Raw genomic sequence first — 26232 nt, 5'->3', positions numbered from 1 at the left:
CGGATCCACCTGACGCCGCTCGTTCAGAGACGGGTCAATCACAGCATCATCTGTGAACCGAGTCAACACGGTTCACGCGAAAGAGGTTCATGCACGCCGTGAATCGGTGGCGAGTGCGCTGCTGTGTACGGGTCGGTATGCTCGCCCCGACCCGCCAGCGGTACAGCACAGGGAGACAGCAAGTGCCGGAGAACGCGACAGAGGTGACCGCCGCCGGGATCGCCCGCCTGGCAGGCGTGGGGCGCGCCGCCGTCAGCAACTGGCGCCGTCGGCATGCCGACTTCCCCCACCCCGTGGGCGGCACCGAGACCAGCCCGTCCTTCGCCCTGGCCGAGGTCGAGCGATGGCTCCGGGACCAGGGCAAGCTGGTCGAGGTCCCCCTCCGTGAACGCGTCTGGCAGCAGCTCGCCGGCCACCCGGCGGGCCCCGTCACGGCCCTCGTCCACACCGGCTGCGCCCTGCTCCTGGTGAATCGCAGCCCCGCCGCCTGGCGGGAGATCACCGGCGTGTCCGACGAGCGGATGGCCGGGGTGCTCTCGCTCGCCCTGGACGACGCCCTCGCCGACCGCTTCGGCCCCGCCGGGAACGGGCGCGCCGTCCGCACCCCGGACCGCGCCGAGCTCCTGCCGTCCGTGCCGCTACTGCGCGGCGCCGCCGAGCTGGCCGCCGGGACCGGCGGGACCGGCGTCCACGAGACGTACGAGTTCCTGCTCGGCCGTCAGCTGGACGCCAACCCGCGCCAGTACACGCTCACCCCGCCCGGACTCGCCGAACTGATGGCGGAGCTGGCCGGTACCGGCGGTCCGGGCGTGCGCACGGTGCTCGACCCGGCGGCGGGCACCGGCGCCCTGCTGACCGCGGCCCTCGGCCCGGCGGACGCCGCGGGAGCCCCCGACACCACGAGCCGCCCCACCGCCCTCCACGCCCAGGAGAGCGACCCCGGCCTCGCCGCCGTCACCGCGCTCCGCCTCGCCCTGCGCACCGCGGACACCCCGCGCACCACCCCCGGCGACCGCACCCTCGACGTGCGCACCGGGGACACCCTGCGCACCGACGCCTTCCCGCGCCTGGCCGCCGACGCGGTGCTCTGCCACCCGCCGTTCAACGAGCGCAACTGGGGCCACGACGAACTCGCCTACGACCCGCGCTGGGAGTACGGCTTCCCCGCCCGCACCGAGTCCGAACTCGCCTGGGTGCAGCACGCGCTGGCCCGGCTGCGCGACGGCGGCACCGCCGTCCTCCTGATGCCCCCCGCCGCCGCCTCCCGCCGCTCCGGCCGCCGCATCCGCGCCGACCTGCTGCGCCGGGGCGCCCTGCGCGCCGTCATCGCGCTCCCGGCCGGCGCCGCACCCCCGTACGGCATCCCGCTCCACCTGTGGGTGCTCCGCAGGCCCGGCACCGAGCCGCAGCCCACGCCCGAACTGCTGCTGATCGACACCGCGGAGCCCGCCGAGCAGACCACCGGCGGAGGCCGTGACCGCCTCGACCTGACCGCCCTGCGCCACGCGGTACTCGACGCCTGGCACGCGTACGAGGGACAGCAGCCGCAGCCCACGGCACCGCACTCCGCCGCCTCCCGCACCGTCCCTGTCATCGAACTCCTCGACGACGACGTGGACCTCGCCCCCGCCCGCCACCTCCCGTCCCCCGCCGCCACCGGCGGGCCCGCCGAGCTCGTCGGCGTACGGGAGCGGCTGACCACGACCCTGGGCCTCGCCACGAGCCTCACCCCGCCGCCCCCCGCGCCCACCGCACCCGCGCACCGCCCGCTCACCACCCTCGGCGAACTCGCCCGCGCGGGCGCCCTCCAGCTGCGCCACGGAGGCGCGGGCACCGGGACCGGCCCCGTCCTCACCGAGCACGACGTGCTGGGCGGCGCACCGCCCTCCGGCGCCCCGGCCACCGGCGCCCCGGCCACCGGCGCCCCCGAGGAGCCCGTCCTGGTCGAGGCGGGCGACGTCGTCGTTCCCGTGCTCGGCGGCGTCACCGTCGTCCGGGTCGTGGACGAGGCCACCGCGGGCGCCGCGCTCGGCCGCAACCTCCAGCTGCTGCGTCCCGACCCGGCCGTGCTCGACCCCTGGTTCCTCGCCGGCTTCCTGCGCGGCACCACCAACAACCGGCAGGCCAGCAGCCACGCCTCCACCGCCACCCGGCTCGACGCCCGCCGCCTCCAACTGCCGCGCCTGCCCCTGGCGGAGCAGCGGCGGTACGGCGAACGGTTCCGCGCGCTCGCCGCGTTCGAGGACGCGCTGCGGCTCGCCGGAAGGCTCGGCGGACAGCTCGTCCAGGGCCTCTACGACGGTCTGACGGACGGTACGGTCACGCCGGAGTGACCGGAACCACAACGGTTCCGCACAACCCCAAGCCCTCTGTCGGTGTCGCCCCTTACGCTCGGATCCGCACGCACGCCCGTGTGCGCGCGGACGTTTCACGACCAGGCAATCCAGGAGCAGCCATGTACGCCCCGGGTCTTCCGCCCACGGCGCCGCGCCGAGTCCCCGGCAGGGCCTGGATCGTCTCCATGCGCGTGCTGTTCACCCTGCTCGCGGTCTGCTCCTTGGGCTTTCTGCTGTGGGCACCGCTGCTCAGGCTCGCGTTCGTCCGCCGCCGTGCCCTCGACTGGTGGTTGGCCGGCACCGGCTTCGCGTTCATCTGTGTGGTGGTCGCCGTACTCGGCAGGAACGAGCCGAACGTGGAGGCGGACGCCATGGACAACGCCTTCATAGCGCTGATGCTCCTGCTCCTCGCGGCCGCCTGTGTGTACTACCTCGTCGCCGACGTACGTTTCCACGCGCGCCTGACCGGGAAGGGCGCCGGACTCCCGCACCAGGGGCCCGACTACGCGTACGTCACCACCGTGCCCGTGCCCACACCTCCGTACGGACAGCCGCAGCCCTACCCGCCGCACCCCGGGCAGCAGCAGGCCCACCCGCTTCCCCTCACCCGCTGCCCCCAGCCGGAGGACGCGCGCCCCGCCCCGCCCCAGCGCATCGACCAGGTCCGCGCCGAGCTGGACGAGCTGAGCGACTACCTCCGCAAGGAGGAGGGCCGGTGAACGGTCGCCTCATCGGCGGGCGGTACGAGCTGGCGACGATCCTCGGCCAGGGCGGCATGGGCCAGGTCTGGACGGCCTACGACCAGCGCCTCGACCGCCGGGTCGCCGTCAAGCTGCTGCGCCCCGACCGGGTCACCGGCCCCATCGGCAGCGAGGCCGCCGAGGAACTGCGCCGCCGCTTCGTCCGCGAGTGCCGGGTCACCGCGCAGGTGGATCACCCGGGCCTGGTCACCGTGCACGACGCCGGCAGCGACGGCGACGACCTGTTCCTCGTCATGCAGTACGTGGAGGGCGCCGACCTCGGCGACCACCTCGCCGAGCACGACCCGTACCCCTGGCCCTGGGCCGTCGCGGTGGCCGCGCAGCTGTGCGCCGTCCTCAGCGCCGTGCACGCCGTGCCGATCGTCCACCGCGACCTCAAGCCCCGCAACGTGATGGTCCGTCCGGACGGCACCGTGCTCGTCCTCGACCTCGGTGTCGCGTCCGTCCTCGACACGGACACCACCCGGCTCACGCACACCGGCTCGCCCATCGGATCCCCGGCCTACATGGCCCCCGAGCAGGCCATGGGCGGCGCGGTCGGCCCGTACACCGACCTCTACGCCCTCGGCGTCCTGCTGCACGAACTGCTCAGCGGCGATGTGCCGTTCGCCGGGTCCACCGCCCTCGGCGTGCTGCACCGGCACCTGTACGAACCGCCGCTGCCGGTCCGCCAGATCCGGCCCGACATCCCCGAGGCGCTGGAAGCGCTGGTGCTGCGGCTGCTCGCCAAGGACCCGCAGCACCGCCCGGACAGCGCCCAGGAGGTGTACGAACACCTCGCCCCGCTGCTGCCCGCGCGCGGCTCCCGGCCGCCCGCCGGGCCGCTCGATCCCACCCGCCCCTTCCTGCGCCCGCACGCCCCCTGGCCCGACCGCGCGACGGTCCCGCCGCCCGCCATGCCCGCCACCCCGCCCGCCCGTACGGACGTCGCCGCCGCCGTGGACGAGGTCAAGCGGCTCCTCGGCGAGGGCCGCATCACCCAGGCCGTGGACATGCTCGGCGGGCTCCTCCCGGTCGCCGCCGAACAGCACGGGTCCGGCTCCCCGGTGGTCCGCATCCTGCGCAAGCAGTACGCGGCGACCCTCATGGACGACGGCCAGTACCGCCGCGCCCTGCCCGAACTGCGCCGGCTCGCCGACGACCGGGCCGCCGAGGCGGGTTCCGCCGACCCGCAGACCCTCGGCTACCGCTGCGACGTCGCCCAGTGCCTGGAACAGCTCGGCGAACCCGCCGCCGCGCTCGCGGAGTACCGCGCCGTGCTGCCGTACTACGAGAACCAGTACGCCACGGGCAACGACCCGGCACGCTCGTACGAGATCCGCCACCGCATCGGGCAGTTGCTGCTCGCCCTCGGCGACCACGCGAACGCGCGCGCCCAGCTCCAGTCCCTGCTGTACGACACCGAGCGCGCCTACGGACCGCACCACCCGCTGCCCGTCGAGCTGCGCCGGCAGCTGGAACGCCAGATGGAGGTCCGGGGCGGCTGAGGCCCGGGACGGGCCGTTCACCCGATGGCCGCCCACCGGCCACGCCGGGCTCCGGAGGGCGACACATTGACCGGTTGATGTACATGGGTGCTGATCTCGCTGGTGGTGCCTTGTTTCAACGAGGAAGAGATCCTCGAACGCTTCCATGAACGCGTCACGGACGAAATGTCCCGTCTCGGGGACGCGTTCGAGGTCGTCTACGTCGATGACGGAAGCGCCGACCGGACCCTGCCCCTCATCCAGGAGCTGGCGACCGCCGACCCGCGCGTCCGGTACGTCTCCTTCAGCCGCAACTTCGGCAAGGAGGCCGCCATGCTGGCCGGTCTCCAGCACGCCGAGGGGGACGCCGTCGTCCTGATGGACGCCGACCTCCAGCACCCGCCGGAGCTGGTCGGACGCATGCTCCAGGAGCACGCCCGGGGCTACGACCAGGTCATCGCCCGCCGCACCCGGGCCGGCGACCGCGTCACCCGTACCCTCTCCGCGCGCGCCTACTACTGGCTGATCAACCGCCTCGTGGACGTCGAACTGGTCGACGGAGTCGGAGACTTCCGCCTCCTGTCCCGCCGCGCGGCGGACGCCGTGCTCTCGCTCACCGAGTACAACCGCTTCTCCAAGGGCCTCTTCTCCTGGGTCGGCTTCCCCACCACGACGTTCAGTTACGAGAACGCCGTACGGGAACAGGGCCGCTCCGCCTGGACCTTCGGCAAGCTCCTCAACTACGGCCTCGACGGGCTGCTCTCCTTCAACAACAAGCCCCTGCGCGCCGCCCTCTACCTCGGCCTGCTCCTCACCTCCGTCGCCCTCGCCTACGCCGCCTGGATCGTCGGCGTCGCCCTCGTACGCGGTGTCGACACCCCTGGTTACGTCACCCTGCTCGTCGTCGTCACCGCGCTCGCCGGCGTCCAGATGGTCCTCGCCGGAGTCGTCGGCGAATACGTCGGGCGCATCTACTACGAGGTCAAGCGCCGCCCGCACTTCCTGGTCAAGGCCACCAACACCCGGACCCGCGAAGCCGCCGCCGAGCCGGAGCCCCGGGAGTTCGTACGCCGATGACGGTCACCGCACAAATAGCACGTTTCGCGGTCGTGGGCGTGGTGAACACCGGCACGTACTACGGCCTCTACCTGCTCCTGCTGCACTGGCTGCCGTACATCGCCGCCCATGTGCTCGCCTTCGCGCTCAGCATGACCGGCTCGTTCTTCCTGAACTCGTACTTCACGTACCGCACCCGGCCCACCTGGCGGAAGTTCCTGCTCTTCCCCCTCACCAATGCGGCCAACTTCGTCATCACCACCGGCGGCGTCTACCTCTTGGTCGACCTGGCCGGATTCAGCGACCGCTACGCCCCGCTGCTGGCCGCCGCGGCCGCCATTCCCATTACGTTCGTGGTCTCGCGCACGATCATGCTGCGGCCGGAAGGCCGGGCCGTGTAGGACACAATGTCCCCGGCACGCGGGAGGGCCGTCCTCCCGCCGCCTTGATTGCACGAGTCACCGAGGGGTGTTGTGAACGGAAGAAGAAGCCGGGCGCTGCTGAAGGCCGTGACGCCGATGCTGGAGCCCGGGGAGCAGATCGTGGCGATGTCCCTGGTGAACCTGAGCGAGATATCGGTCAAGCGGAACCTGGCGATGGGCGTCGCCGCCGCGGTACTGAGCGGCGGGACGATGATCGCGGCGGCGGCCCCCACGCCGATCTACCTGGCGATCAGCCGCGAGAGGCTCTTCCTCTTCGTCGCCAACCCGGCCTTCGCGAAGCCGGACCGGCACCTGGCCACGTTCCCGCTCCGGGGGCTCACGCGCACCGAGGTCAAGAACCGGGTCCTGAAGAAGTCCTTCGACCTGGTCGACGCGTCCTCCGGCAGCGCGCTGCGCCTCTTCTTCCCCGCCCTGGTCAGGAACAACAGCCTGGACATCGTGGCCGGACTCGTCCCCGTCGCGGAGGCCACCGTCTGAGCCGGGGCGGCCCGCATCCCCAACTCCTCCCGAATCGTTGGTCGAATCAGTGGCCCGGACCGGTTCCACTCCCTAACATCGATCACCGCAAGGCTTTGTGCACCGCCGCACAATCTCCTCGGGAGGCTCCTTTGCACCGCCGCCGTCGCACCGCGCTCACCGTCTCCGCCGCGCTGCTCGCCGCAGCGCCGCTCCTCTCCGCCTGTGGCAGCCAGGCCCACCCCGGCGCCGCGGCCGTCGTCGGCGGCGACCGGATCACGGTGTCCACCGTGCAGGCGCAGGTGGCCGATGTGCGCGAGGCGCAGGGCTCGTCCCCGCAGTCCGCCCAGCTCACCGACCAGTCCGGCCAGCTGGCCCGCGCCAAGCTGCACGGGCTGATCCTGGACCGCGTCCTCGACCGGGCCGCGGCGGACGCGGGCGTCACGGTGAGCCGTGCCGAGATCCAGCAGATGCGGAAGTCGGCCGTCGCCCAGTACAGCGGCGAGAAGGGGCTGCGGCAGGCCGTCCTCCAGGAGCGCTGGCTCGCCCCGGGCCAGATCGACGCCTTCCTGCGCGAGCAGATCCAGATCACGAAGCTCGGCCAGGCCCTCGGCGCCGACCCGTCGACGCCCGAGGGCACCAAGGCCATCGGCGACGCGCTGACCAAGGCGTCCAAGGCGCTCCACGTCGACGTCAACCCCCGCTACGGCACCTGGGACAACCAGCAGATCCAGCTGGGCGACTACAAGGCCCCGTGGATCTCCCAGGTCACCAAGCCCGCCCAGGCGGCCGCCGAGGCCGGGGCCTGAGCCCCCGGTGACGGCCGGGGTAGATTCGGTGGCGTGAACGCTGAAGACCCCGGCCGCATCGTCCTGCTCACCGTCAGCCACCGGGTCGCGCCCGGACTGCTGTCCTGGCCCGCCTGGCAGGCGCTGCACGGCGCCGACGAGGTGCGCTGCGGCGAGCCGGAGCAGCCGCAGCTGCCGTATCTGAGCGAGGCCGGCGTCACCGTCACCCCGGGCGTCCCGGACGCCCAGGAGCTCGTGGACGCCTGCGCGGGCGGCCGCACCGTGGTCGTCCTCACCGGCGGCGCGGGCGACCAGCCGCTCACCGACGGCCTGGCCCGGCTGGCCGGCTCCGGGCGGGTCCGGATGCCGGACCTGGAGCTGCTGCCCGGCGCGTACGACCTGCCGGGCGCCAGGCTCCTCGACCTCGTCCAGGTCATGGACCGCATCCGCGTCGAGTGCCCCTGGACCTCGCAGAAGACCCACAAGGGCCTCGCCAAGTACGCCATCGAGGAGGCGTACGAGCTGGTCGAGGCGATCGAGGACGGCGACCGCGAGGAGCTGCGCGAGGAGCTCGGGGACGTACTGCTCCAGGTCGTCTTCCACGCGCGCATCGCGGAGGAGGACGAAGAGGAGCCGTTCTCCGTGGACGACGTGGCCGGCACGCTCATCGAGAAGCTGATCCACCGCCACCCGCACGTCTTCGGCGACGAGACCGCCGAGACCCCGGAGGACGTCCACGCGCACTGGCTGCGCACCAAGGCGATCGAGAAGCAGCGTGAATCCGTCACCGACGGCGTACCGCTCGGCCAGCCCGGCCTGGCGCTCGCCGCGAAGCTCGCGAGCCGGGTCCGTACCGCCGGACTCGACGTGCCGCTCCCCGAGGGCGACGACATCGGCTACCGCCTCCTCGCCCTCGCCGTACGGGCCCAGGAGGAGGGCGTCGACCCGGAGGCCTCGCTGCGGGCCGCGGGACGCGCGTACCGGGACGCGATCCGGACGGCGGAGGGCACCGGATAACGTCGCGCTCGCCGTCTCCGCCCCCCTACGCGTTGCTCGCTGCCGCCGTGAACTCCACCGGGAGCGTGCGGAGGCCGCGCATGATGAGACCGCCCCGCCATCGAAGGTCACCGGGTTCTACGGCCAGGTGAACGTCGGGCAGGCGACGGAACAAGGTCTCCAACGCGATGCGGCCTTCAAGCCGTGCCAGAGGTGCACCCAAGCAGTAGTGAATGCCGTGCCCGTATCCGAGATGCTGATTGTCCCGACGGGACAGATCGAGCGAGTCCGGCTCGGGGAAACGGGCCGGATCGCGGTCGGCCGCCGCGAGAACCACGAGCACGGGATCGCCCTCGCGGATCTGCGTTCCACCGATGTCGAGCGGCTCCGTGGCGTAGCGCCAGGTGGCCAGCTCCACCGGGCCGTCGAAGCGCAGCAGCTCCTCGATGGCGGTGTCCAGAAGGCGCTCGTCTTCTCGCTCGACCGCGTTCTGGAACATGGCACGCTGCGAGGGGTTCCGGAAGAACGCGTGCGCGCTGTTGCCGATCAGGTTGATGGTCGTTTCGAAGCCCGCGAAGAGGATCACGAAGCACATCGCGGCGGCCTCGTTCTCGGTGAGGTGCTCGCCGTGGTCGCTCGCCCGGATCAGCGCTGAGATCAGGTCGTCGCCGGGGTTCTCCCGCTTGCGGTGGATCAGCTCCGCGAGGTAGGCGCGGATCTTCTTCACGGACCGGGCGACCCCACCGCGCGGGCCGCCGCCGTGCCGGATCATCATGCCTGCCCAGTCCCTGAAGTCGTCCTGATCCTCCTCGGGTACGCCGAGCAGATCGCAGATGGCGTAGATGGGAAGCGGAAAGGCGAAGTCATGGATCAGATCCGCCTCCCCCTTCTCCACGAAGTCATCGATGAGCCGGTCCGCCAACTCCTGTACGCGGGGCCCGAAAGCGGCGATCGTCCGGGGCGTGAACGCCTTGGACACCAGTCGACGCAGCCTTGTGTGGTCGGGCGGGTCGATGTTCAGCAGATGCGTCATGAGGTTGGCACTGCGCTCGCCCGGGATGCCGGTCTTGCTCTTGCCCTGGGCGTCCTTCGCGTGGTGAGCCGGATTCTTCGAGAGACGGCTGTCCGCGAGGGCCTGCCGCGCGTCCGCGTAGCGGGTGACGAGCCAGGCCTCCACACCGCTCGGCAAGGTCGTCCGGTGTACGGGGCTGTGCTCCCTCAGCCAGGCATAGGCGGGGTACGGGTCGGTGGCGAACTCCCAGGTGAAGAGTTCGGGCGGCGGAGTGCGGTTCACACGACGACGGTATCCGGCCCCGTGGCTCCGGTTCTGCCGCAGGCGGCCGCGAGACGAGGCCGACGATCGCCCTACACGAACGAGTGACGGGCCGCCCATTTCCACAGAAAGTGCTCGTACGTGCAGCATATTCTCTTCTGAAAATGGCACCGGCCTCACAGCGCTTGGTAGAGCGCCATGAGGCCGAAACCTTCCCGGCGGTGCGTCAACACCCCGGGGACGGAACAGTCTCGGAGGACTGAACATGCCCATTGTGGCACGCCTACGCCTGCCCACTTCAGCCGTGATCGTCGTGGCGAAGTACGCGCGAGTCTCCACCGGCGAGCAACTCGACGGCTTCGGCCTCGAAGACCAGAAACGGATCTCCGACGGTTGGCTCGCCCGTCATCCGGAGGCCACGGTCTACGACGAGTACGTGGACGAGGCCGTCTCCGGTGCGCTGGAGAGCCGGCCCGAGATGGACCGCCTCGTCCAGGATGCGCGCCGAGGTTGCTTCAACCGCATCCTCGTCCCCGCAGTGGACCGAATCGGCCGCACGGCGCGTGCCGCGTACCAGTGGGCCTGGGACATGGCAGACCTGGGTGTCCACTTCCTCTCGGCCAGTGAGGACATCGACACCAGCACGGAGACCGGATGGTCCCGGTTCATGCGACACGTCACCCTTTCCGAAATGGAGTGGCGGCGCATCAGGGAACGAACATACGCCGGTCGTGAGCTGAAGATCAGCTATGGAGGCTGGCCCGGCGGCCCCGCCCCCTACGGCTACAGGATCGCGAAGGACACGACAACGGTGGGAGGGCGGCAGAAGACGTTCAGTGTTCTGGTCACCGATGACGACGAGTCCAGGGTGCTCTTCGCTGCCACCGAGTTCATTGTCGACCGGGGTATGAACATTTCCGAGGCGGCCGAGGAACTGAACGCGCGGGGGCTTCTCACCCGCAGCGGCGTGCCGTGGGGTGCGGCGAATCTCCGCAACCGCCTGCACAGCGAGACCATCCACCGCGGCTACGTCGTCTATCGCAAGACAAACCGAGGTGCCGGTAAGAACAACACTCGGCTCCACGAAGACGGCAGCCCCGTCCATGGTGACCCGGTCAGGATGGGTGTTCCGCCCATTCTGTCCGAGGAGCGCGCCCGACAGCTCATGGAGACCCTCAGAAGCATCGGGTTCCAGAACGGCCGAATCAACGACCGGATCTATCCCCTGAGCGGCCGGATCGACAGTCTCTGCGGGTCGGTCTACACCGGCACGGGGCGGGGGAGCGGGAAAGCGCGTGGCTACCGCTGTAAGGGCTCGGTCGGGGAAGGGGGTGCCTGTCGAGAGCCGCACTTTGATGCGGCGGAGCTGGAAGCAGCCGTCTGGACCCAACTGGCCGATCTCATGAAGGACAAGGACCAGCTGTGGGCGAGGGTAGCCGAGTGCCTTAGCAGCCCGCAGGGGGACAAGGAGAAGTACGAGAAGCGGGTACGCGTTCTTGCCGACGACATCGCGGTGCGAGAGGACCTCATCCACCGGCAGGTGCCCGCATACCTGGCAGCCGGTATCGATCCCCTTGTGCTCACGGCCGGACTCAAGGCGATGGAGCAGGAGCTGGAGGAGTGCAGAAGGCAGAAGGAATTCGCCGAGCAATGGCTGCAGGCACAAACCGATCACCAGTGGCAGGCGGGGAAACTTGCCGCCCTCGCGAGCGACGCGAGTGAGGGGCTCGACAGCATGACGCCGGACGGGCGCAAGGAGCTGTGCGACTTCCTCAACGTCCGTGTCACACCTCGGGCGATGGGTAAGGCGAGCAGGTCCGGCATCAGGTGCGAGGTCAGGGAGTGGCATCACGAAACGGGGACTTTGGTACCTCCCGACCCGACGGGTGAGGAGTGGGAAGCGGTTCTGGCGATGTTGCGTCGATTTCTCCCCGAGAAGTCGAAGAAGCACTTCATCTCGAAGTACGACATCCGCGTGCAGTTCTCCGGCATGCTCCACAGGTTGCGGAGCGGCTTGCCATGGGGCGAGATGCCGCTTATCTGGGGGCCGATCAACCCCATGAGAGAGCGCCAGCGCTTCTGGTGGAAGCGGGGAGCCTGGCCGGAGATCATGGCCGTTCTGGGAGCGGACCGCCGAGGTGTGGAGGCGTACCGGCATTCAGTGCTGCCGCAGCTCACCGTCACCGTTCAACCGCGTGAGGGTCTGTCGGTGCAGGTGTGCAGTGACGCTCTCGATGCCAGTGCAGCGCTGTGATGCGGCAGGTCCGGCGCTTCTCCGTGGCTGTGGAAAGGGGCATGCGCGGGCGGCTGAAAGTGACACTCTGTCAACCCTGTGACTTTCGCGTGATCTCTACTGCATCGACTTGTGACTCACGTTCGAGTTTCGCTAGGTTCACCGTTCGACTCACCAGTCGCTTGTCAGTCACACGGAAGGCATCTCCCATGGGCTCCGCGAACGGCAGACACCGCCGCCCTCGTCAGGCACCCGCCATCGTGGTCGCCGCAGGCGTCACCGGCTCGGCCATCGCCATCCCGCTGCTCGGCGCGGCAAGCGCACACGCCGCGGACACCGCGACCTGGGACCGGGTGGCCGACTGCGAGAGCGGCGGCATGTGGAGCGCCGACCTCGGCAACGGCTCCTACGGCGGTCTCCAGTTCACGCCGGAGCTGTGGAAGGCGTACGGCGGTGAGTCGTACGCCGAGCGCGCCGACCTCGCCAGCCGCTCGCAGCAGATTGCGGTGGCCGAGCGGGTCCTGGCCGCCAAGGGCCCCAAGGCGTGGCCGAGCTGCGCGGTGATCTCCGGGCTCACCAAGGCCGCGGGCAAGGCGGACGTGGACCCGGGCGACAAGGGCGAGGAGGACCCCGCCCGGGGCGCCGACTCGGGCCTCGACGCCGGTCTCGGCACCGACCCGGTGGACGACGCCTCCTCGGGCTCGTCGGCCACCGCCTCGGACGAGGCGTCCGACGCGGCCACCACGGGCAAGGAGGCCGGCAAGAGCTCCGGCAAGCACGCGGGCAGGAGCGCCGAGGAGAAGGCGGACGCCTCCGCCTCCCCGTCGGGCGACGCTTCGGCCGACCCGTCCGCCGACCCCTCCGGCACCCCGTCCGCCTCGGACGACCCGTCCACCACGCCCTCGGGCGACCCCTCCGCGGACCCCTCGGCCGGCGCGACGGACGACGCGCGGGCGAAGGGCGGCAAGCACCGGGGCGCCCCGGCCGCCGACGACGCCACCGGGACGGCCGACGGGCGCGACACGGGCCGCCACGCCTCGCGGGGCGACGGCGACGCGCGCGACAGTGCCACGGGGCCGGCTGGCGGCACGTACACCGTGCGGCCGGGCGACAACCTCTGGGCGATCGCCGACGCGCAGGACCTGCCCGGCGGCTGGCCCGAGCTGTACGAGGCGAACAGGGCCGAGGTGGGCTCCGACCCGGACCTCATCCTGCCCGGCCAGAACCTCGATCTGGGCCTGGGTGACCTGGCCCCGGACCAGGTCGCCGAGAGCGCCGGATGAGCCGTTAGAGCCCCCTGCGCTTTGGGTGGTTTAAGAGGCCCATGTCCCACTTTTGACCGAGTGAGACATGGGTCTCTTTGCGTGAACTCACGCCCCTTGTCCGGGAGGTCCCGCCGCATCCGTTCCGACCTGCACAAATGAGGGTTCATCGGATGCTCTTACGGGATGATTATCCGGTATGTCCTTCTTTGAATATGACCGGTGGGTGTGATTACGGTCAGAACCGCTCGCACCGCGGGCCCCGTCGACCGTCACGCCGAATCCTGCCGTCGGTCGGAGGGAACAGACGCGAAAGCGCCGTAGGCAGGAGCGGGGGACCCAGGTAGGCGCTGGGCCCGGTCGTCGGGAGACGGGCGGGGCCGGCTAGGGGTGAAGTCGCGCCAGGAGCGCGGCCGGGCAACTCACTTGGCCCGAACCCGACAGCTCACCTCGCAGGCGTCGGTGAGGAGAAGACTCGATGCTGCTCAACCGCAAGGGCAACAAGCACCGCCGCCCCTCCAAGGCCGTCCGTGTCGCGACGCTCGCCGGTGTCGCCGGTGCCGCCGTCGCCGTGCCGCTGATGGGCGCGACCAACGCCTCCGCCGCCTCCGTCGCCACGTGGGACGCCGTCGCCCAGTGCGAGTCCGGCGGCAACTGGTCGATCAACACCGGCAACGGCTACTACGGCGGCCTGCAGTTCTCCCAGTCCAGCTGGGCCGCCGCCGGCGGTACGCAGTACGCGCCCCGCGCCGACCTGGCCACCAAGGCCCAGCAGATCGCCACCGCCGAGAAGCTCCTCGACCTGCAGGGCCCGGGCGCCTGGTCCTGCGCCGGTGCCGGCAACCTGACCAACGACGGTGTCGACCCGGGCGTCGACACCGGCTCCGGTGCCGCGAAGCAGGAGGCCCCCAAGCAGGAGGCCGCCCCGAAGAAGGCCGAGCGCACGGAGGCCCCGGCCACCAACCGCTCCGACCGCTCGGACGCCCCGAAGGCCGCGAAGAAGACGGTCACCACCCCCACCGGCAAGAAGGTCGCCAAGGGTGACGGCGAGTACAAGGTCGTCTCCGGTGACACGCTGAGCAAGATCGCCGCCGAGCACCACGTCAAGGGCGGCTGGGAGCGGCTGTTCAAGCTGAACAAGGACATCGTCCAGGACGCCGACCTGATCTACCCGGGTCAGCAGCTCCACCTGACGAAGTAACGAAGCAACCGCGATCCCTCCTCGCTGATCGCTCAGGCCGCCCCGGCCCGGCACGCACTCTCCCCCCGTGTGTTGCCGGGCCGGGGCACGCCGCATTGAGGCCGCCGGGCACCCGTGAGCGTTCAACTGTTGTAGTTACCAGTCAGTAGTTATCCGGCCTTTCGCTCCGGTATGCCCGCCCTTGGGTCCTTTTTCGTCCCAGGGGACGGGCGGTCGGCCGACGCCGACGGCCGGGCCGGTTAGGCTCTTGTCGCAAGGCCAAAGTGACCCTGCACAATCAGCGTCATATCCCAGAAGGAGATGCCTCGTGCCGTCCATCGACGTCGTCGTAGCCCGGGAAATCCTCGACTCCCGGGGCAACCCCACGGTCGAGGTCGAGGTCGGCCTCGACGACGGCAGCACCGGTCGTGCTGCTGTTCCGTCCGGCGCCTCCACCGGCGCGTTCGAGGCCATTGAGCTTCGCGACGGCGACCCCAACCGCTACCAGGGCAAGGGCGTCGAGAAGGCCGTCCTCGCCGTGATCGAGCAGATCGGCCCGGAGCTCGTCGGCTACGACGCCACCGAGCAGCGCCTCATCGACCAGGCGATGTTCGACCTGGACGCCACGGAGAACAAGGGCTCGCTCGGCGCCAACGCCATCCTCGGCGTCTCCCTCGCCGTCGCCCACGCCGCCTCCGAGGCCAGCGACCTCCCGCTGTTCCGCTACCTCGGCGGCCCGAACGCGCACCTGCTGCCCGTTCCGATGATGAACATCCTGAACGGCGGCTCGCACGCCGACTCCAACGTGGACATCCAGGAGTTCATGATCGCGCCGATCGGCGCCGAGTCGTTCTCCGAGGCCCTGCGCTGGGGCGCCGAGGTCTACCACACGCTGAAGAAGGTCCTGAAGACCAAGGGCCTGTCCACCGGCCTCGGCGACGAGGGCGGCTTCGCGCCGAACCTGGAGTCCAACCGCGCCGCCCTCGACCTCATCATCGAGGCCATCAAGGAGGCCGGTTACGCCCCGGGCAAGGACATCGCGCTCGCGCTCGACGTCGCCGCGTCCGAGTTCTACAAGGACGGCTCGTACGAGTTCGAGGGCAAGTCCCGCTCGGCCGCCGAGATGACCGAGTACTACGAGGAGCTCGTCTCCGCGTACCCGCTGGTCTCCATCGAGGACCCGCTGTACGAGGACGACTGGGCGGGCTGGAAGGTCATCACCGACAAGCTGGGCGCCAAGGTCCAGATCGTCGGCGACGACCTCTTCGTCACCAACCCGGAGCGCCTGGCCCGCGGCATCGAGGAGGGCTCCGCCAACGCCCTGCTCGTCAAGGTCAACCAGATCGGTTCGCTGACCGAGACCCTGGACGCCGTCGAGCTGGCCCAGCGCAACGGCTTCAAGTGCATGATGTCGCACCGCTCCGGCGAGACCGAGGACGTCACCATCGCCGACCTCGCCGTCGCCGTGAACTGCGGTCAGATCAAGACCGGCGCCCCGGCCCGCTCGGACCGCGTCGCCAAGTACAACCAGCTGCTGCGCATCGAGGAGATCCTCGACGACGCCGCGGTGTACGCGGGCCGCTCGGCGTTCCCGCGCTTCAAGGGCTGACGCCCCTCGCGGGTACCCCCCGCCTCCGTCCGTCCCCGCGCCCGGTCACGTACCGTGTGCGGGGACGGACGTCGTAATGGGGAGGCGGGAACATGGCCGTGAAGGACAGGGACCGGTTCTCCACCGCGACCCGGCTGCGGCTGCTCGGTGAGCAGACCGCCGCCCGCGTCTACCGGTCCCAGAACCGGCGCCAGGCCCGCCGCTCCCGGCTCACCGGCCGGGCCGCCTTCCTGGCCCTGGTCGTCTGCTCCCTGGTCGTCGCCCTCGCGTATCCGATGCGTCAGTACGTGTCGCAGCGCGACGAGATCGCCGACCAGCGCAGGCTGGCCCGCGAGGCCGAGGCGCGCACCGAGGAGCTGCGGGACCAGAAGGCCCGGCTCCAGGACGACGCGTACATCAAGCGGCTGGCCCGCGAGCACCTGCACTACGTTCTTCCGGGGGAGACCGGCTACACCGTGGTCGACCCCGACGCGGTCAAGGAGCGCAACGGGAAGCCGGCCGAGACGGACCGGCCCTGGCACTCCAACCTGTGGGACGGCGTGGACAGCGCCGACCGCGGCTGACGGCCGTCCCCATCCCCGTACCTCTGCAGAACCCGCGGTTCGAGCAGTCCGATCAGCACCCTAGGCAGGCATGGAAACGCCCCCTCCCCAGACCGAGCCCACCGTCCCCACCGAGGCGGACATCGCCGCGTTCCAGCAGCAGCTGGGCCGCCCGCCGCGCGGGCTGCGCGCCATCGCGCACCGCTGTCCGTGCGGCAACCCGGACGTGGTCGAGACGCAGCCCCGGCTGGAGGACGGCACGCCGTTCCCGACGACGTTCTACCTGACGTGCCCCCGCGCCGCGTCCGCGATCGGCACGCTGGAGGCGAACGGGGTCATGAAGGAGATGACCGAGCGCCTGGGCAAGGACCCCGAGCTCGCGGCGGCCTACCGGGCGGCGCACGAGGACTACATCGCGCGGCGCGACGCCATCGAGGTCCTGGAGGGCTTCCCGAGCGCCGGTGGCATGCCGGACCGGGTGAAGTGCCTGCACGTGCTCGTCGGGCACTCGCTGGCGGCCGGTCCCGGCGTCAACCCGCTGGGCGACGAGGCGATCGCGATGCTGCCGGAGTGGTGGCGCAAGGGACCCTGCGTGTCGCCGTGCGGCGAGCAGGGTACGGACGAGGGCTGAGGGGGCGGCAGACATGACGCGCGTGGCCGCCATCGACTGCGGCACCAACTCGATCCGCCTGCTGGTCGCGGACGCCGACCCGGTCACCGGGGAGCTCGTCGAGCACGCCCGGCGCATGGAGATCGTCCGGCTGGGGCAGGGCGTCGACCGGACCGGCCGGCTCGCCCCCGAGGCGCTGGAGCGCACGTTCGCCGCCTGCCGCCAGTACGCGGCGGTGATCCAGGAGCACGGCGCCGACAAGGTGCGCTTCGTCGCCACCTCCGCCTCCCGGGACGCCGAGAACCGCGACGACTTCGTGCGCGGGGTGCGGGACATCCTGGGCGTCGAGCCGGAGGTGATCAGCGGGGACCAGGAGGCCGCGTTCTCGTTCACCGGGGCGACCAAGGAGCTGACCGGGCGCGACGACCTCGCGAAGCCGTACCTGGTCGTGGACATCGGCGGCGGTTCCACCGAGTTCGTCGTGGGCGACGACCGGGTGCGGGCCGCCCGGTCCGTGGACATCGGCTGCGTACGGCTGACCGAGCGTCACCTCGTGCGTGACGGCGTGGTCAGCGATCCGCCGTCGCCCGAGGGGGCCGAGGCGATCCGCGCCGACGTGGCCGCCGCCCTGGACCTGGCGGAGGAGACCGTGCCGCTCGCCTCGGCGGCCACGCTGGTGGGCCTCGCCGGGACGGTCACCACGGTGGCCGCGATGGCGCTGGGCCTGGAGGAGTACGACTCCGAGGCGATCCACCACTCCCGCGTCTCCCTGGAGCAGGTCCGGGAGATCACCGCGCGGCTGCTGTCCTCCACCCATGCGGAGCGCGCGGCGATCGGCGCGATGCACCCGGGCCGGGTCGACGTGATCCCGTCCGGTGCGCTGATCCTCCAGGCCGTGATGGAGCGGACCGGGGTGCGCGAGGTCGTGGTGAGCGAGCACGACATTCTGGATGGAATCGCCTTTTCGCTGGCGTGAGCCGGGCGCTCATGCGTCGTCCCGCCCGCACCGTTGAGAGGGCGGGACGTGCCTGGTGGGGCGGCTTTCGGGCCGCCTCGCCACCAACTTCGTGAACTTCTTCACAAGGAATTGCCCACCCCGGGCCCGTCTTCTGCTCCGGATGGGTAGCGCAGGAGGTGAGCGGGGTCACTCCGGGGCCGGACCGACAGGTTCCGGGAGTGTTACGCCCGGGTGGACCGGGAGGCCCCTTCGCCCGGGGCCGAGGGCCAAGGGCCAGCTCGCAGGCGGTGAACAACGTTCACCACTGTAACGGGGTTCCCGGTGCGGGTCATGACCTGGGTCACGTGGGCGGCGAACTATAGCAGAGGGTGGCCACAACCTTGTGAAGGGGCTCACGAGCATGCCCCCCGAGTGGGGTGGATACTCGATGGCATGAGCACCACGGAGCGTCCCAGGATCCTCGTAGTAGGCGGTGGGTACGTAGGTCTGTACGCAGCTCGGCGCATCCTCAAGAAGATGCGCTACGGCGAGGCGACCGTCACGGTCGTCGACCCCCGGTCGTACATGACCTATCAGCCCTTCCTCCCCGAAGCTGCCGCCGGCAGCATCTCCCCTCGGCATGTCGTCGTCCCGCTGCGGCGCGTCCTGCCCAAGGCCGAGGTGCTCACCGGTCGCGTCACCACGATCGACCAGGACCGCAAGGTCGCCACGGTCGCGCCGCTCGTCGGCGAGGCCTACGAGCTGCCCTTCGACTACCTGGTCATCGCGCTCGGCGCGGTCTCCCGCACCTTCCCGATCCCCGGCCTTGCCGAGCAGGGCATCGGTATGAAGGGCATCGAGGAGGCCATCGGCCTGCGCAACCACGTTCTGGAGCAGCTGGACAAGGCCGACTCCACGACGGACGAGGACGTCCGCCGCCGGGCCCTCACCTTCGTCTTCGTGGGCGGCGGGTTCGCCGGTGCGGAGACCATCGGCGAGGTCGAGGACATGGCCCGCGACGCGGCCAAGTACTACACCAACGTGAAGCGCGAGGACATGCGCTTCATCCTGGTCGACGCCGCCGACAAGATCCTCCCCGAGGTCGGTCCGAAGCTCGGGACCTGGGGCCGCGAGCACCTGGAGTCCCGTGGTGTCGAGGTCTTCCTCTCGACCTCCATGGACTCCTGCGTCGACGGCCACGTGGTGCTGAAGAACGGCCTGGAGGTCGACTCCAACACCATCGTGTGGACCGCCGGTGTGAAGCCGAACCCGGCCCTGGCCCGCTTCGGCCTGCCGCTCGGCCCCCGCGGCCACGTGGACACCACCGAGAAGCTCCAGGTGCAGGGCACCGACTACATCTGGGCCGCGGGCGACAACGCCCAGGTGCCGGACATGGTCGGCCGCAAGGCGGGCAACCCCAACGCCTGGTGCCCGCCGAACGCCCAGCACGCGCTGCGTCAGGCCCGGGTCCTCGGCGACAACGTGATCTCCGGGATGCGCGGCTTCCCGCAGGCCGACTACAGCCACGCCAACAAGGGCGCGGTCGCCGGTCTGGGCCTGCACAAGGGCGTCGCGATGATCGTCATGGGCAAGATGAAGATCAAGCTCAAGGGCCGTCTCGCCTGGTACATGCACCGTGGCTACCACGGTCTGGCGATGCCGACCTGGAACCGCAAGATCCGGATCTTCGCCGACTGGACCCTCGCGATGTTCCTCAAGCGCGAGGTCGTCTCCCTGGGTGCCATGGAGACGCCGCGCGAGGAGTTCTACGAGGCCGCCAAGCCGGCCCCCGCGCCGGCCGCCGCCAAGCCCGTGGGCGAGAAGGCCAAGGCCTCCTAGCTCCACCCGGCCGCAAGGCCGCAGTACGACGCCCGAAGGGGCCGTCCGCCATCCGTGGTGCGGACGGCCCCTTCGGCGTATCCGGGTACGAAAGGGCGGCGCGCGGCACGGGCCGCACCCCCGGCGGATGCGTGTGCCGTGCACGCATTTTGCCGTTCCCTTGCCCGGTAGCGGGATGGCCGGGCCGCCGCAGACTGTTGTGGGGGATGTACCACGCCAAGGCGCCCCGGGTGCCGGGGCGTGGTCCGGGACATGTGTGGGCATGTCTGGGCACGTCGGGAAACACCGTCACGGAGGTGTGCGCCATGGCAGACGCCGCATTGCGGCTGACCGCTCTCGCCCAGCAGTTGCTGGGCCAACCCCTACCGGTCCGCGTCCGGGCCTGGGACGGCAGCGAATCCGGACCGCCCGGAGCCCCCGTCCTCGTCATCAGGAACCGCCGGGCCCTGCGCCGGCTGCTGTGGAAGCCGGGCGAACTCGGTCTGGCCCGCGCCTGGGTGGCCGGCGAGCTGGACATCGAGGGCGACCTCTACGAAGCCCTGGACCTGATGGCCGGGCTCATCTGGGAGCGCACCTCCGACGCGCCGGGCGGCCTCCAGGCCCTGCGCGACCCGAAGTCGCGCGCCGCCGCCGCGGACCTGCTGAAGCTGTCCGGGCCCTGGCTGCCGCCCGCCCCGCCGCCCGAGGAAGTGCGCCGCCGCAGCGGTCCCCTGCACACCAGACGCCGCGACAAGGAGGCCATCAGCCACCACTACGACGTGGGCAACGACTTCTACGAACTGGTCCTCGGGCCGTCCATGGTCTACTCCTGCGCCTACTGGGAGGACGCCGGGACCCTGGAGGACGCCCAGCGCGACAAACTCGACCTCGTCTGCCGCAAACTGGCCCTCAAGGAGGGCGACCGCCTGCTGGACGTCGGCTGCGGCTGGGGCTCCATGGCCATCCACGCCGCCCGCGAGTACGGCGCCCACGTCACCGGCGTCACCCTCTCCACCGAGCAGGCCGCCTACGCCCGCAAGCGCATCGCCGACGAGGGCCTGACCGACCGCGTGGAGATCCGGGTCCAGGACTACCGGGACGTCCGCGACGGGCCCTACGACGCCATCTCGTCCATCGGCATGGCGGAGCACGTCGGCTCCGTCCGCTACCGGGAGTACGCCGACGACCTCTTCGCCCTCCTCAAGCCCGGCGGGCGCCTCCTCAACCACCAGATCGGGCGCCGCCCGGAGCGGGACGAGTCGGCGTACGAGATCGACGCGTTCATCGACGCCTACGTCTTCCCGGACGGGGAACTGGCCCCGGTCGGCCGGACCCTCGCCCTCCTGGAGGAGGCCGGCTTCGAGGCCCGCGACGTCGAGGCGCTGCGCGAGCACTACGCGCTGACGCTGCGCCAGTGGGTCGCCAACCTGGAGCGGGGCTGGGGGAGCGCCGTGAAGATGGTCTCGCCCGGCCGGGCGCGCGTCTGGCGGCTCTACATGGCCGCTTCCGCGCTGTCTTTCGAGCGCAACAAGATCGGCGTCAACCAGATCCTCGCGGTGCGCCCGGAGACGGACGGCGCCTCACGCATGCCGCTGCGCGCCCGCGTCTGGAAGGCCGACGCGACCGCCTGAGCGACGTACAGCAGGGACGTACGCACGGAAGGGGCCGGTGTCCGCGGACACCGGCCCCTTCCCTCGTACCGCTCCTGCTACTCGGTCTTGATGGCCGTCAGCATGTTGAGCCTCGCGGCGCTGCGGGCGGGCCACAGGGCTGCGAGCACACCGACCGCACCTGCCAGGAGCAGGAAGACCGCGATCCGGCTCCACGGGATGACCAGTACGTACTGCGGGATGCTCTCGGCGACGGTCTGCCCGATCGCCCAGCCGAGGAACAGCCCGAGCCCGATGCCGACGAGCGCGCCGAACAGCGAGATCACCACCGCCTCAAGGCGGATCATCCGCTTCACCCGGCGACGGTCCAGGCCGATCGCCCGCAGCATGCCGATCTCCTGCTGGCGCTCGAACACCGACATGGCCAGGGTGTTGACGACCCCGAGCACCGCGATGATCAGGGCCATGCCGAGCAGGCCGTACATGATGTTCATCGCGAGGTTGACGCCGCCGCCGAACATGTCCCGGATGTCCTGGCGGTCCATGATGCTCATGCCCGGGTTGTCGCCCAGCGCGTCCACCAGCGCCTGCTCGTTGGCCGCGTTCGCGCCGCCGTCGGCCTTCACCCAGACCTCCTGGATGTCGCCCTTGCCCTCGTGCGGGGCGACGGTGGCGCGGGGGATCAGGACCGGCGAGAGGAACTCGTTGTCCTTGTAGAGCGCGCCGACCTTCAGCGTCTCCTTCTTGTCGTCCCCGTACGTGACCGGGATGGCGTCCCCGGGCTTCCAGCCGTGCGTCTTCGCAGTCTTCTCGGCGACCGCGATCTGCCCCTTCTCCAGGGTGTCCAAAGAGCCCGCGACGGTGTCGACGGTGAGCACCTGCTGCACGTCGCCCGGGGTGACGCCGGAGGCCGAGACGCCCTGCCCGCCGATCGTCAGCCAGACGGCCTGCTGGGGCGAGGCGGCGGTGACGCCCTTGGCCTTCTCCAGAGCTGTCAGCGCCGACTCGTCGAGCGCGTCACCGCTGGCCATCGAGACCATGTAGTCGGCCTTGATGTTGTCCGTGGTCACCTTGTCGACCGCCTGGCCGAGGGTGACGCCGAGCACCGAGATCCCGGTGACGAGGGTGAGGCCGATCGCCAGCGCGGACGCGGTGGCACCGGTGCGCCGGGGGTTGCGGACCGCGTTCTGCGCGGCGAGCTTGCCGGAGACCCCGAACAGCCGGCGCAGCAGCGGGCGCACCAGGGCGATCACCGGGCGGGACAGCAGCGGGATGAGGACGATGACGCCGATCAGCGCGAGGAACGTGCCGCCCCCGACGAGCAGCCGCCCGGACGTCCCGCCCTCGGCCGCGCCGCCGAGGATCCCGGCGGCCCCGAGCAGCGTGATGACACCGCCGATGGTGTTGCGTACGACGAGGGACCTGACGGTGGCCACCGCGTGCGCGCTGTTCATGGCGGCGACCGGCGGGATCTTCGCGGCCCGGCGGGCGGGCAGCCAGGCGGCGAGGACGGTGATCAGGACGCCCACGGTGAAGGCGGCGATCACGGTGACCGGGGAGACGATCAGCGGACCGGCCGGGATCTTGCCCCCCAGCAGGCTCATGGCCGAGCGCAGCCCGACGGCGAGCCCGAGGCCCACCGCGAAGCCGACGACGGAGGCGATGAGGCCGACCACGGCCGCCTCCAGGAGCACCGAGCGCTTGACCTGGCGGCGCGAGGCGCCGACGGCGCGCATCAGGGCCAGCTCCTTGGTGCGCTGAGCGACCAGCATGGTGAAGGTGTTGGCGATCAGGAAGACGCCGACGAAGAGGGCGACCCCCGCGAAGGACAGCAGCAGCCAGTTGATCCCGCTGAGACCCTTCTCGATCTCCTCGGCCTGCTCGTCGGAGCGCGCCTGGCCGGTCTTGGCCTCGGCGTCCTCGGGCAGCAGCGGCTTCACGGCGGTCAGCAGCTGCTGGTCCGAGGCACCGGGCTTCGCGGCGACGGAGACGTCCTTGAACTCACCGGGGCGCAGGAACAGCTTCTGCGCGACGGGGGTGTCGAAGAGGACCAGGCTGCCGCCGGCGTTGACCGCGCCGTCCTGGGTGGTGAAGACCCCGGACAGGGTGTACTCCTTCACCGGCCCGTTGGTGGCGACGCGGACCTTGTCGCCGACCTCGTACTTCCCCTTGTCCGCGGTGTCGCGGTCCAGCGCGATGCTGCCGGGCTCGGTGGGACCCGTGCCGTCGGTGAAGCTGTACGCGGGGTCCTTGCCGTCCTTGCCGGGGGCGAAGTTGGAGCCGCTGTTGGACCAGCCGTTGCCGATCAGCTTGCCGTCGGGGTCGGCGACCCCGGCGAAGCCGTCGACCCGGCCGGTGACGGAGGCGACGCCGTCCAGGGCCCGGATCTTCTCCAGGGTGGCCTCGCCGACGGCTGCCGTCTCCTTGTCGCGCTGGTCGGCGTGGGTGGTGACGGCGACGGCGATGTCGTCGTAGCTCTTGGCCGACTGGTTGCGGAGGGCGTTGCCGAGGGTGTCGGTGAAGACCAGGGTGCCGGAGACGAAGGCCACGCCGAGCATCACGGCGAGGATCGTCATCAGCAGCCTGGCCTTGTGCGCGAGCACATTGCGCAGGGCGGTACGGAACATGTCAGTCAGTCCTGGGTGTCTGCCGGCCCGGGTGAGCAGGTGCCGGAGGAAGGGGTACGAAGCGCCGGTACGCGCCGGTTCAGCTGGTGCGGCCCTTGGCGTCGAACGCCTTCATCCGGTCCAGCACCCCGTCCGCGGTGGGGTGGATCATCTGGTCGACGATCGCCCCGTCGGCCAGGAAGATGACCCGGTCCGCGTAGGAGGCGGCGACCGGGTCGTGGGTCACCATCACCACGGTCTGGCCCAGTTCACGCACGGAGTTGCGGAGGAAGCCCAGGACCTCGGCGCCGGAGCGGGAGTCGAGGTTGCCGGTCGGTTCGTCCCCGAAGATGATCTCGGGCTGGGAGGCCAGGGCGCGGGCCACCGCCACGCGCTGCTGCTGGCCGCCGGAGAGCTCGGTGGGGCGGTGCTTCAGCCGGTCGGAGAGGCCCACCATGTCGATGACCCGGTGCAGCCACTCCTGGTTCGGCTTGCGGCCCGCGATGTCCATCGGGAGCGTGATGTTCTCCAGGGCGGTGAGCGTCGGCAGCAGGTTGAACGCCTGGAAGATGAAGCCGATCTTGTCCCGCCGCAGCTGCGTGAGCTGCTTGTCCTTGAGTGAGCCCAGCTCCGTCTCGCCGATGCGCACCGAACCGCTGCTGAAGCTGTCGAGGCCGGCCACGCAGTGCATCAGCGTGGACTTGCCGGAGCCCGACGGGCCCATGATCGCGGTGAACTCGCCCTGCGGGAAGTCCACGGTGACCCGGTCGAGAGCGGTCACCCGGGTCTCGCCCTCGCCGTAGACCTTGGACAGTTCCGTGGCGCGGGCGGCCACCGCGGTGGCGCGGTGAGCGGTGGACATGGTGGTCACAGCAGACTCCAGGGTGGGGTGCGTACGGGGCGGGGCCCGCCCGGCGGCCCGCCGCGTCGGCGTGGGCCCCCGGGTCAGGGGTACCACTCCATCGTCCCCGCCGGACGGCTCCCGGACGTCACTCCCGGTGCCCGTTCCCGGGGCCCTCTTGAGTCGCATGACCCGCCCCCCGGCGTCCTCCTCGGGTATGACATCCACCTCCGCGCGGCTTAGGGGGCTTTGTTCGGCGCACCTGTGGACCCTCGTGGCACCAGCCGGGCCGCCTTGTCCTCGCACCCCTCCGCCCCACCGTCCGTGACCAGGGACAGCAGGGTCCGGGCCGCGAGCGCCCCGTACGCCGGGATGTCGCGGCTCAGCGCGGTCAGCGGGGGGCGGACGACCCGGGAGAGCTGGGAGTCGTCCCAGGCGACGAGCGAGAGGTCGCCCGGCACGTCGAGGCCCATCTCCTGGGCGACCGAGAGCCCGGCGACGGCCATGATGTCGTTGTCGTACACGATCGCGGTGGGGCGCCCGGGCGAGCTGACCAGGCGGCGCGTGGCGTGCGCCCCGTCCTCGCCGGAGTAGCCCGTGTGCACGACGACCGGCTCGCCGAGGCCCAGTTCGGCGCAGACCTCGCGCTGGGCCCGGTCGCGCAGGGCGGTGTGGTTCAGCTCCGGCATCCCGGCGACCCGGGCGACCGAGCGGTGGCCGAGGGCGGCGAGATACGCGAAGGTGTCGCGGACCGCCGCCGCGTCGTCGGACCACACGGCGGGCAGCGGACCGGACGCGGAGGGGTGGCCGATCGCCACGGCGGGCAGGCCGAGCCCGGCGACGCCGTCGATGCGCGGGTCGGAGCCGCGCAGGTCGGTGAGGAAGACACCGTCCACCCGGCCCTCGCCCCACCAGCGGCGGTAGACCTCCAGCTCCTGGGCCGGGTCCGTGACGACCTGGAGCAGCAGGGCGCAGCCGCGCGGCGAGAGCTCGGACTCGATGCCGCTGATCAGTTCCATGAAGAACGGCTCGACGCCAAGCAGCCGGGCGGGCCGGCACAGCGCGAGGCCCACCGCGTCGGCCCTGGCCCGGGTGAGGGCGCGGGCCGCGCTGTTGGGGCGCCAGCCGATCTCCTGCGCGATGGCCTTGATGGCGGACCGGGTCGCGGGGGAGACGCCCGGCCGGTCGTTCAGCGCGTAGGACACGGCGACCTTGGACACCCCGGCGCGGGCCGCGATGTCGGCGATCGTGGGGCGGTGCTTGGGCATGTGACCTCGCTTAACCGGTTCGTGCAGCGTGCACATCCTAGCCGCCGCGACGGGTCCGCGCGGCCCCCCTTGCCGCCCGTGATCGCGCGACCCGCCTGCGCCCTACACGGAATGGGAGCGCTCCCGCACCCTTGACAGGGG

At 71.1% G+C, this 26232-nt stretch carries 21 protein-coding genes and 1 riboswitch; of the genes, 17 read left to right on the top strand and 4 right to left on the bottom strand.

Annotated features, from left to right (window positions below):
* The first annotated feature begins 182 nt into the window (after window positions 1-182).
* From OHS17_RS13170 to OHS17_RS13135, 8 genes are all read left to right on the top strand, one after another.
* Complete coding sequence (locus OHS17_RS13170) at window positions 183-2333, top strand: N-6 DNA methylase (RefSeq protein ID WP_330312315.1); 2151 nt, start codon at window positions 183-185, stop codon at window positions 2331-2333.
* 122 nt (window positions 2334-2455) lie between these two features.
* Entirely contained in the window at window positions 2456-3055 is a 600-nt protein-coding gene (locus OHS17_RS13165) for a hypothetical protein (RefSeq protein ID WP_330312314.1), read from the top strand.
* On the top strand, window positions 3052-4584 hold the full coding sequence (locus OHS17_RS13160) for a serine/threonine-protein kinase (protein WP_330312313.1): 1533 nt from the start codon (window positions 3052-3054) through the stop codon (window positions 4582-4584). Before OHS17_RS13165 ends, OHS17_RS13160 begins: the two co-directional genes overlap by 4 nt.
* Window positions 4585-4671: 87 nt before the next feature.
* Window positions 4672-5640: a glycosyltransferase family 2 protein gene (locus tag OHS17_RS13155; protein ID WP_018104081.1), complete on the top strand. Its 969-nt coding sequence runs from the start codon at window positions 4672-4674 to the stop codon at window positions 5638-5640.
* Window positions 5637-6020, top strand: a complete 384-nt coding sequence (locus OHS17_RS13150; RefSeq protein ID WP_330312312.1) for a GtrA family protein — start codon at window positions 5637-5639, stop codon at window positions 6018-6020. Before OHS17_RS13155 ends, OHS17_RS13150 begins: the two co-directional genes overlap by 4 nt.
* A 72-nt stretch (window positions 6021-6092) precedes the next feature.
* Window positions 6093-6539 (top strand): hypothetical protein, encoded by a 447-nt coding sequence (locus OHS17_RS13145; protein WP_330312311.1) that lies wholly within the window; start codon window positions 6093-6095, stop codon window positions 6537-6539.
* Window positions 6540-6670: 131 nt separating this feature from the next.
* The gene (locus OHS17_RS13140; RefSeq protein ID WP_161212390.1) at window positions 6671-7327 is read left to right on the top strand and encodes a SurA N-terminal domain-containing protein; all 657 of its coding nucleotides are present in this window, start codon (window positions 6671-6673) and stop codon (window positions 7325-7327) included.
* Between the two features lie 33 nt (window positions 7328-7360).
* Complete coding sequence (locus OHS17_RS13135) at window positions 7361-8323, top strand: nucleoside triphosphate pyrophosphohydrolase (protein WP_330312310.1); 963 nt, start codon at window positions 7361-7363, stop codon at window positions 8321-8323.
* Between the two features lie 25 nt (window positions 8324-8348).
* On the opposite strand, the gene OHS17_RS13130 is transcribed toward OHS17_RS13135, so the two are convergent.
* A complete protein-coding gene (locus OHS17_RS13130; protein ID WP_330312309.1) occupies window positions 8349-9725 on the bottom strand; it encodes a cytochrome P450 family protein in 1377 nt (458 codons plus the stop codon).
* Between the two features lie 115 nt (window positions 9726-9840).
* Here OHS17_RS13130 and OHS17_RS13125 point away from each other — a divergent pair, with 115 nt between their 5' ends.
* The 9 genes from OHS17_RS13125 (at window position 9841) to OHS17_RS13085 (ending at window position 21397) form a co-directional block, all read left to right on the top strand.
* Window positions 9841-11829: a recombinase family protein gene (locus OHS17_RS13125; RefSeq protein ID WP_330312308.1), complete on the top strand. Its 1989-nt coding sequence runs from the start codon at window positions 9841-9843 to the stop codon at window positions 11827-11829.
* A gap of 188 nt (window positions 11830-12017) precedes the next feature.
* Window positions 12018-13091, top strand: a complete 1074-nt coding sequence (locus tag OHS17_RS13120; protein WP_330312307.1) for a transglycosylase family protein — start codon at window positions 12018-12020, stop codon at window positions 13089-13091.
* Between the two features lie 285 nt (window positions 13092-13376).
* Window positions 13377-13544, top strand: a riboswitch (cyclic di-AMP (ydaO/yuaA leader).
* A gap of 4 nt (window positions 13545-13548) precedes the next feature.
* Window positions 13549-14271 carry a LysM peptidoglycan-binding domain-containing protein gene (locus OHS17_RS13115; protein WP_073864851.1) on the top strand — a complete coding sequence of 241 codons (723 nt, stop codon included), beginning with the start codon at window positions 13549-13551 and terminating at the stop codon, window positions 14269-14271.
* A 307-nt stretch (window positions 14272-14578) separates the two neighbouring features.
* Window positions 14579-15859, top strand: coding sequence for a phosphopyruvate hydratase (gene eno, locus OHS17_RS13110; RefSeq protein WP_018104074.1), 1281 nt, complete (start codon window positions 14579-14581; stop codon window positions 15857-15859).
* Between the two features lie 92 nt (window positions 15860-15951).
* Window positions 15952-16422: an FtsB family cell division protein gene (locus OHS17_RS13105; RefSeq protein ID WP_073864850.1), complete on the top strand. Its 471-nt coding sequence runs from the start codon at window positions 15952-15954 to the stop codon at window positions 16420-16422.
* Between the two features lie 70 nt (window positions 16423-16492).
* The gene (locus tag OHS17_RS13100; RefSeq protein ID WP_018104072.1) at window positions 16493-17032 is read left to right on the top strand and encodes a DUF501 domain-containing protein; all 540 of its coding nucleotides are present in this window, start codon (window positions 16493-16495) and stop codon (window positions 17030-17032) included.
* A gap of 13 nt (window positions 17033-17045) precedes the next feature.
* Window positions 17046-17987 (top strand): Ppx/GppA phosphatase family protein, encoded by a 942-nt coding sequence (locus OHS17_RS13095; protein WP_330312306.1) that lies wholly within the window; start codon window positions 17046-17048, stop codon window positions 17985-17987.
* A gap of 414 nt (window positions 17988-18401) precedes the next feature.
* Window positions 18402-19787, top strand: a complete 1386-nt coding sequence (locus tag OHS17_RS13090) for an NAD(P)/FAD-dependent oxidoreductase (protein ID WP_026171645.1) — start codon at window positions 18402-18404, stop codon at window positions 19785-19787.
* 305 nt (window positions 19788-20092) lie between these two features.
* Window positions 20093-21397 (top strand): cyclopropane-fatty-acyl-phospholipid synthase family protein, encoded by a 1305-nt coding sequence (locus OHS17_RS13085; protein WP_330312305.1) that lies wholly within the window; start codon window positions 20093-20095, stop codon window positions 21395-21397.
* A 77-nt stretch (window positions 21398-21474) separates the two neighbouring features.
* On the opposite strand, the gene OHS17_RS13080 is transcribed toward OHS17_RS13085, so the two are convergent.
* The 3 genes from OHS17_RS13080 to OHS17_RS13070 all read right to left on the bottom strand — a co-directional run bounded on the left by OHS17_RS13080 (window position 21475) and on the right by OHS17_RS13070 (window position 26091).
* Window positions 21475-24003: an ABC transporter permease gene (locus tag OHS17_RS13080; protein ID WP_330312304.1), complete on the bottom strand. Its 2529-nt coding sequence runs from the start codon at window positions 24001-24003 to the stop codon at window positions 21475-21477.
* Window positions 24004-24082: 79 nt separating this feature from the next.
* The gene (locus tag OHS17_RS13075; RefSeq protein ID WP_018104067.1) at window positions 24083-24853 is read right to left on the bottom strand and encodes an ABC transporter ATP-binding protein; all 771 of its coding nucleotides are present in this window, start codon (window positions 24851-24853) and stop codon (window positions 24083-24085) included.
* A gap of 209 nt (window positions 24854-25062) precedes the next feature.
* Window positions 25063-26091: a LacI family DNA-binding transcriptional regulator gene (locus tag OHS17_RS13070; protein ID WP_330312303.1), complete on the bottom strand. Its 1029-nt coding sequence runs from the start codon at window positions 26089-26091 to the stop codon at window positions 25063-25065.
* Window positions 26092-26232: the final 141 nt, after the last annotated feature.

The sequence above is a fragment of the Streptomyces sp. NBC_00523 genome, from assembly GCF_036346615.1.
Lineage (GTDB): Bacteria > Actinomycetota > Actinomycetes > Streptomycetales > Streptomycetaceae > Streptomyces.
This window is presented reverse-complemented; position numbering and strand designations above follow the sequence as displayed.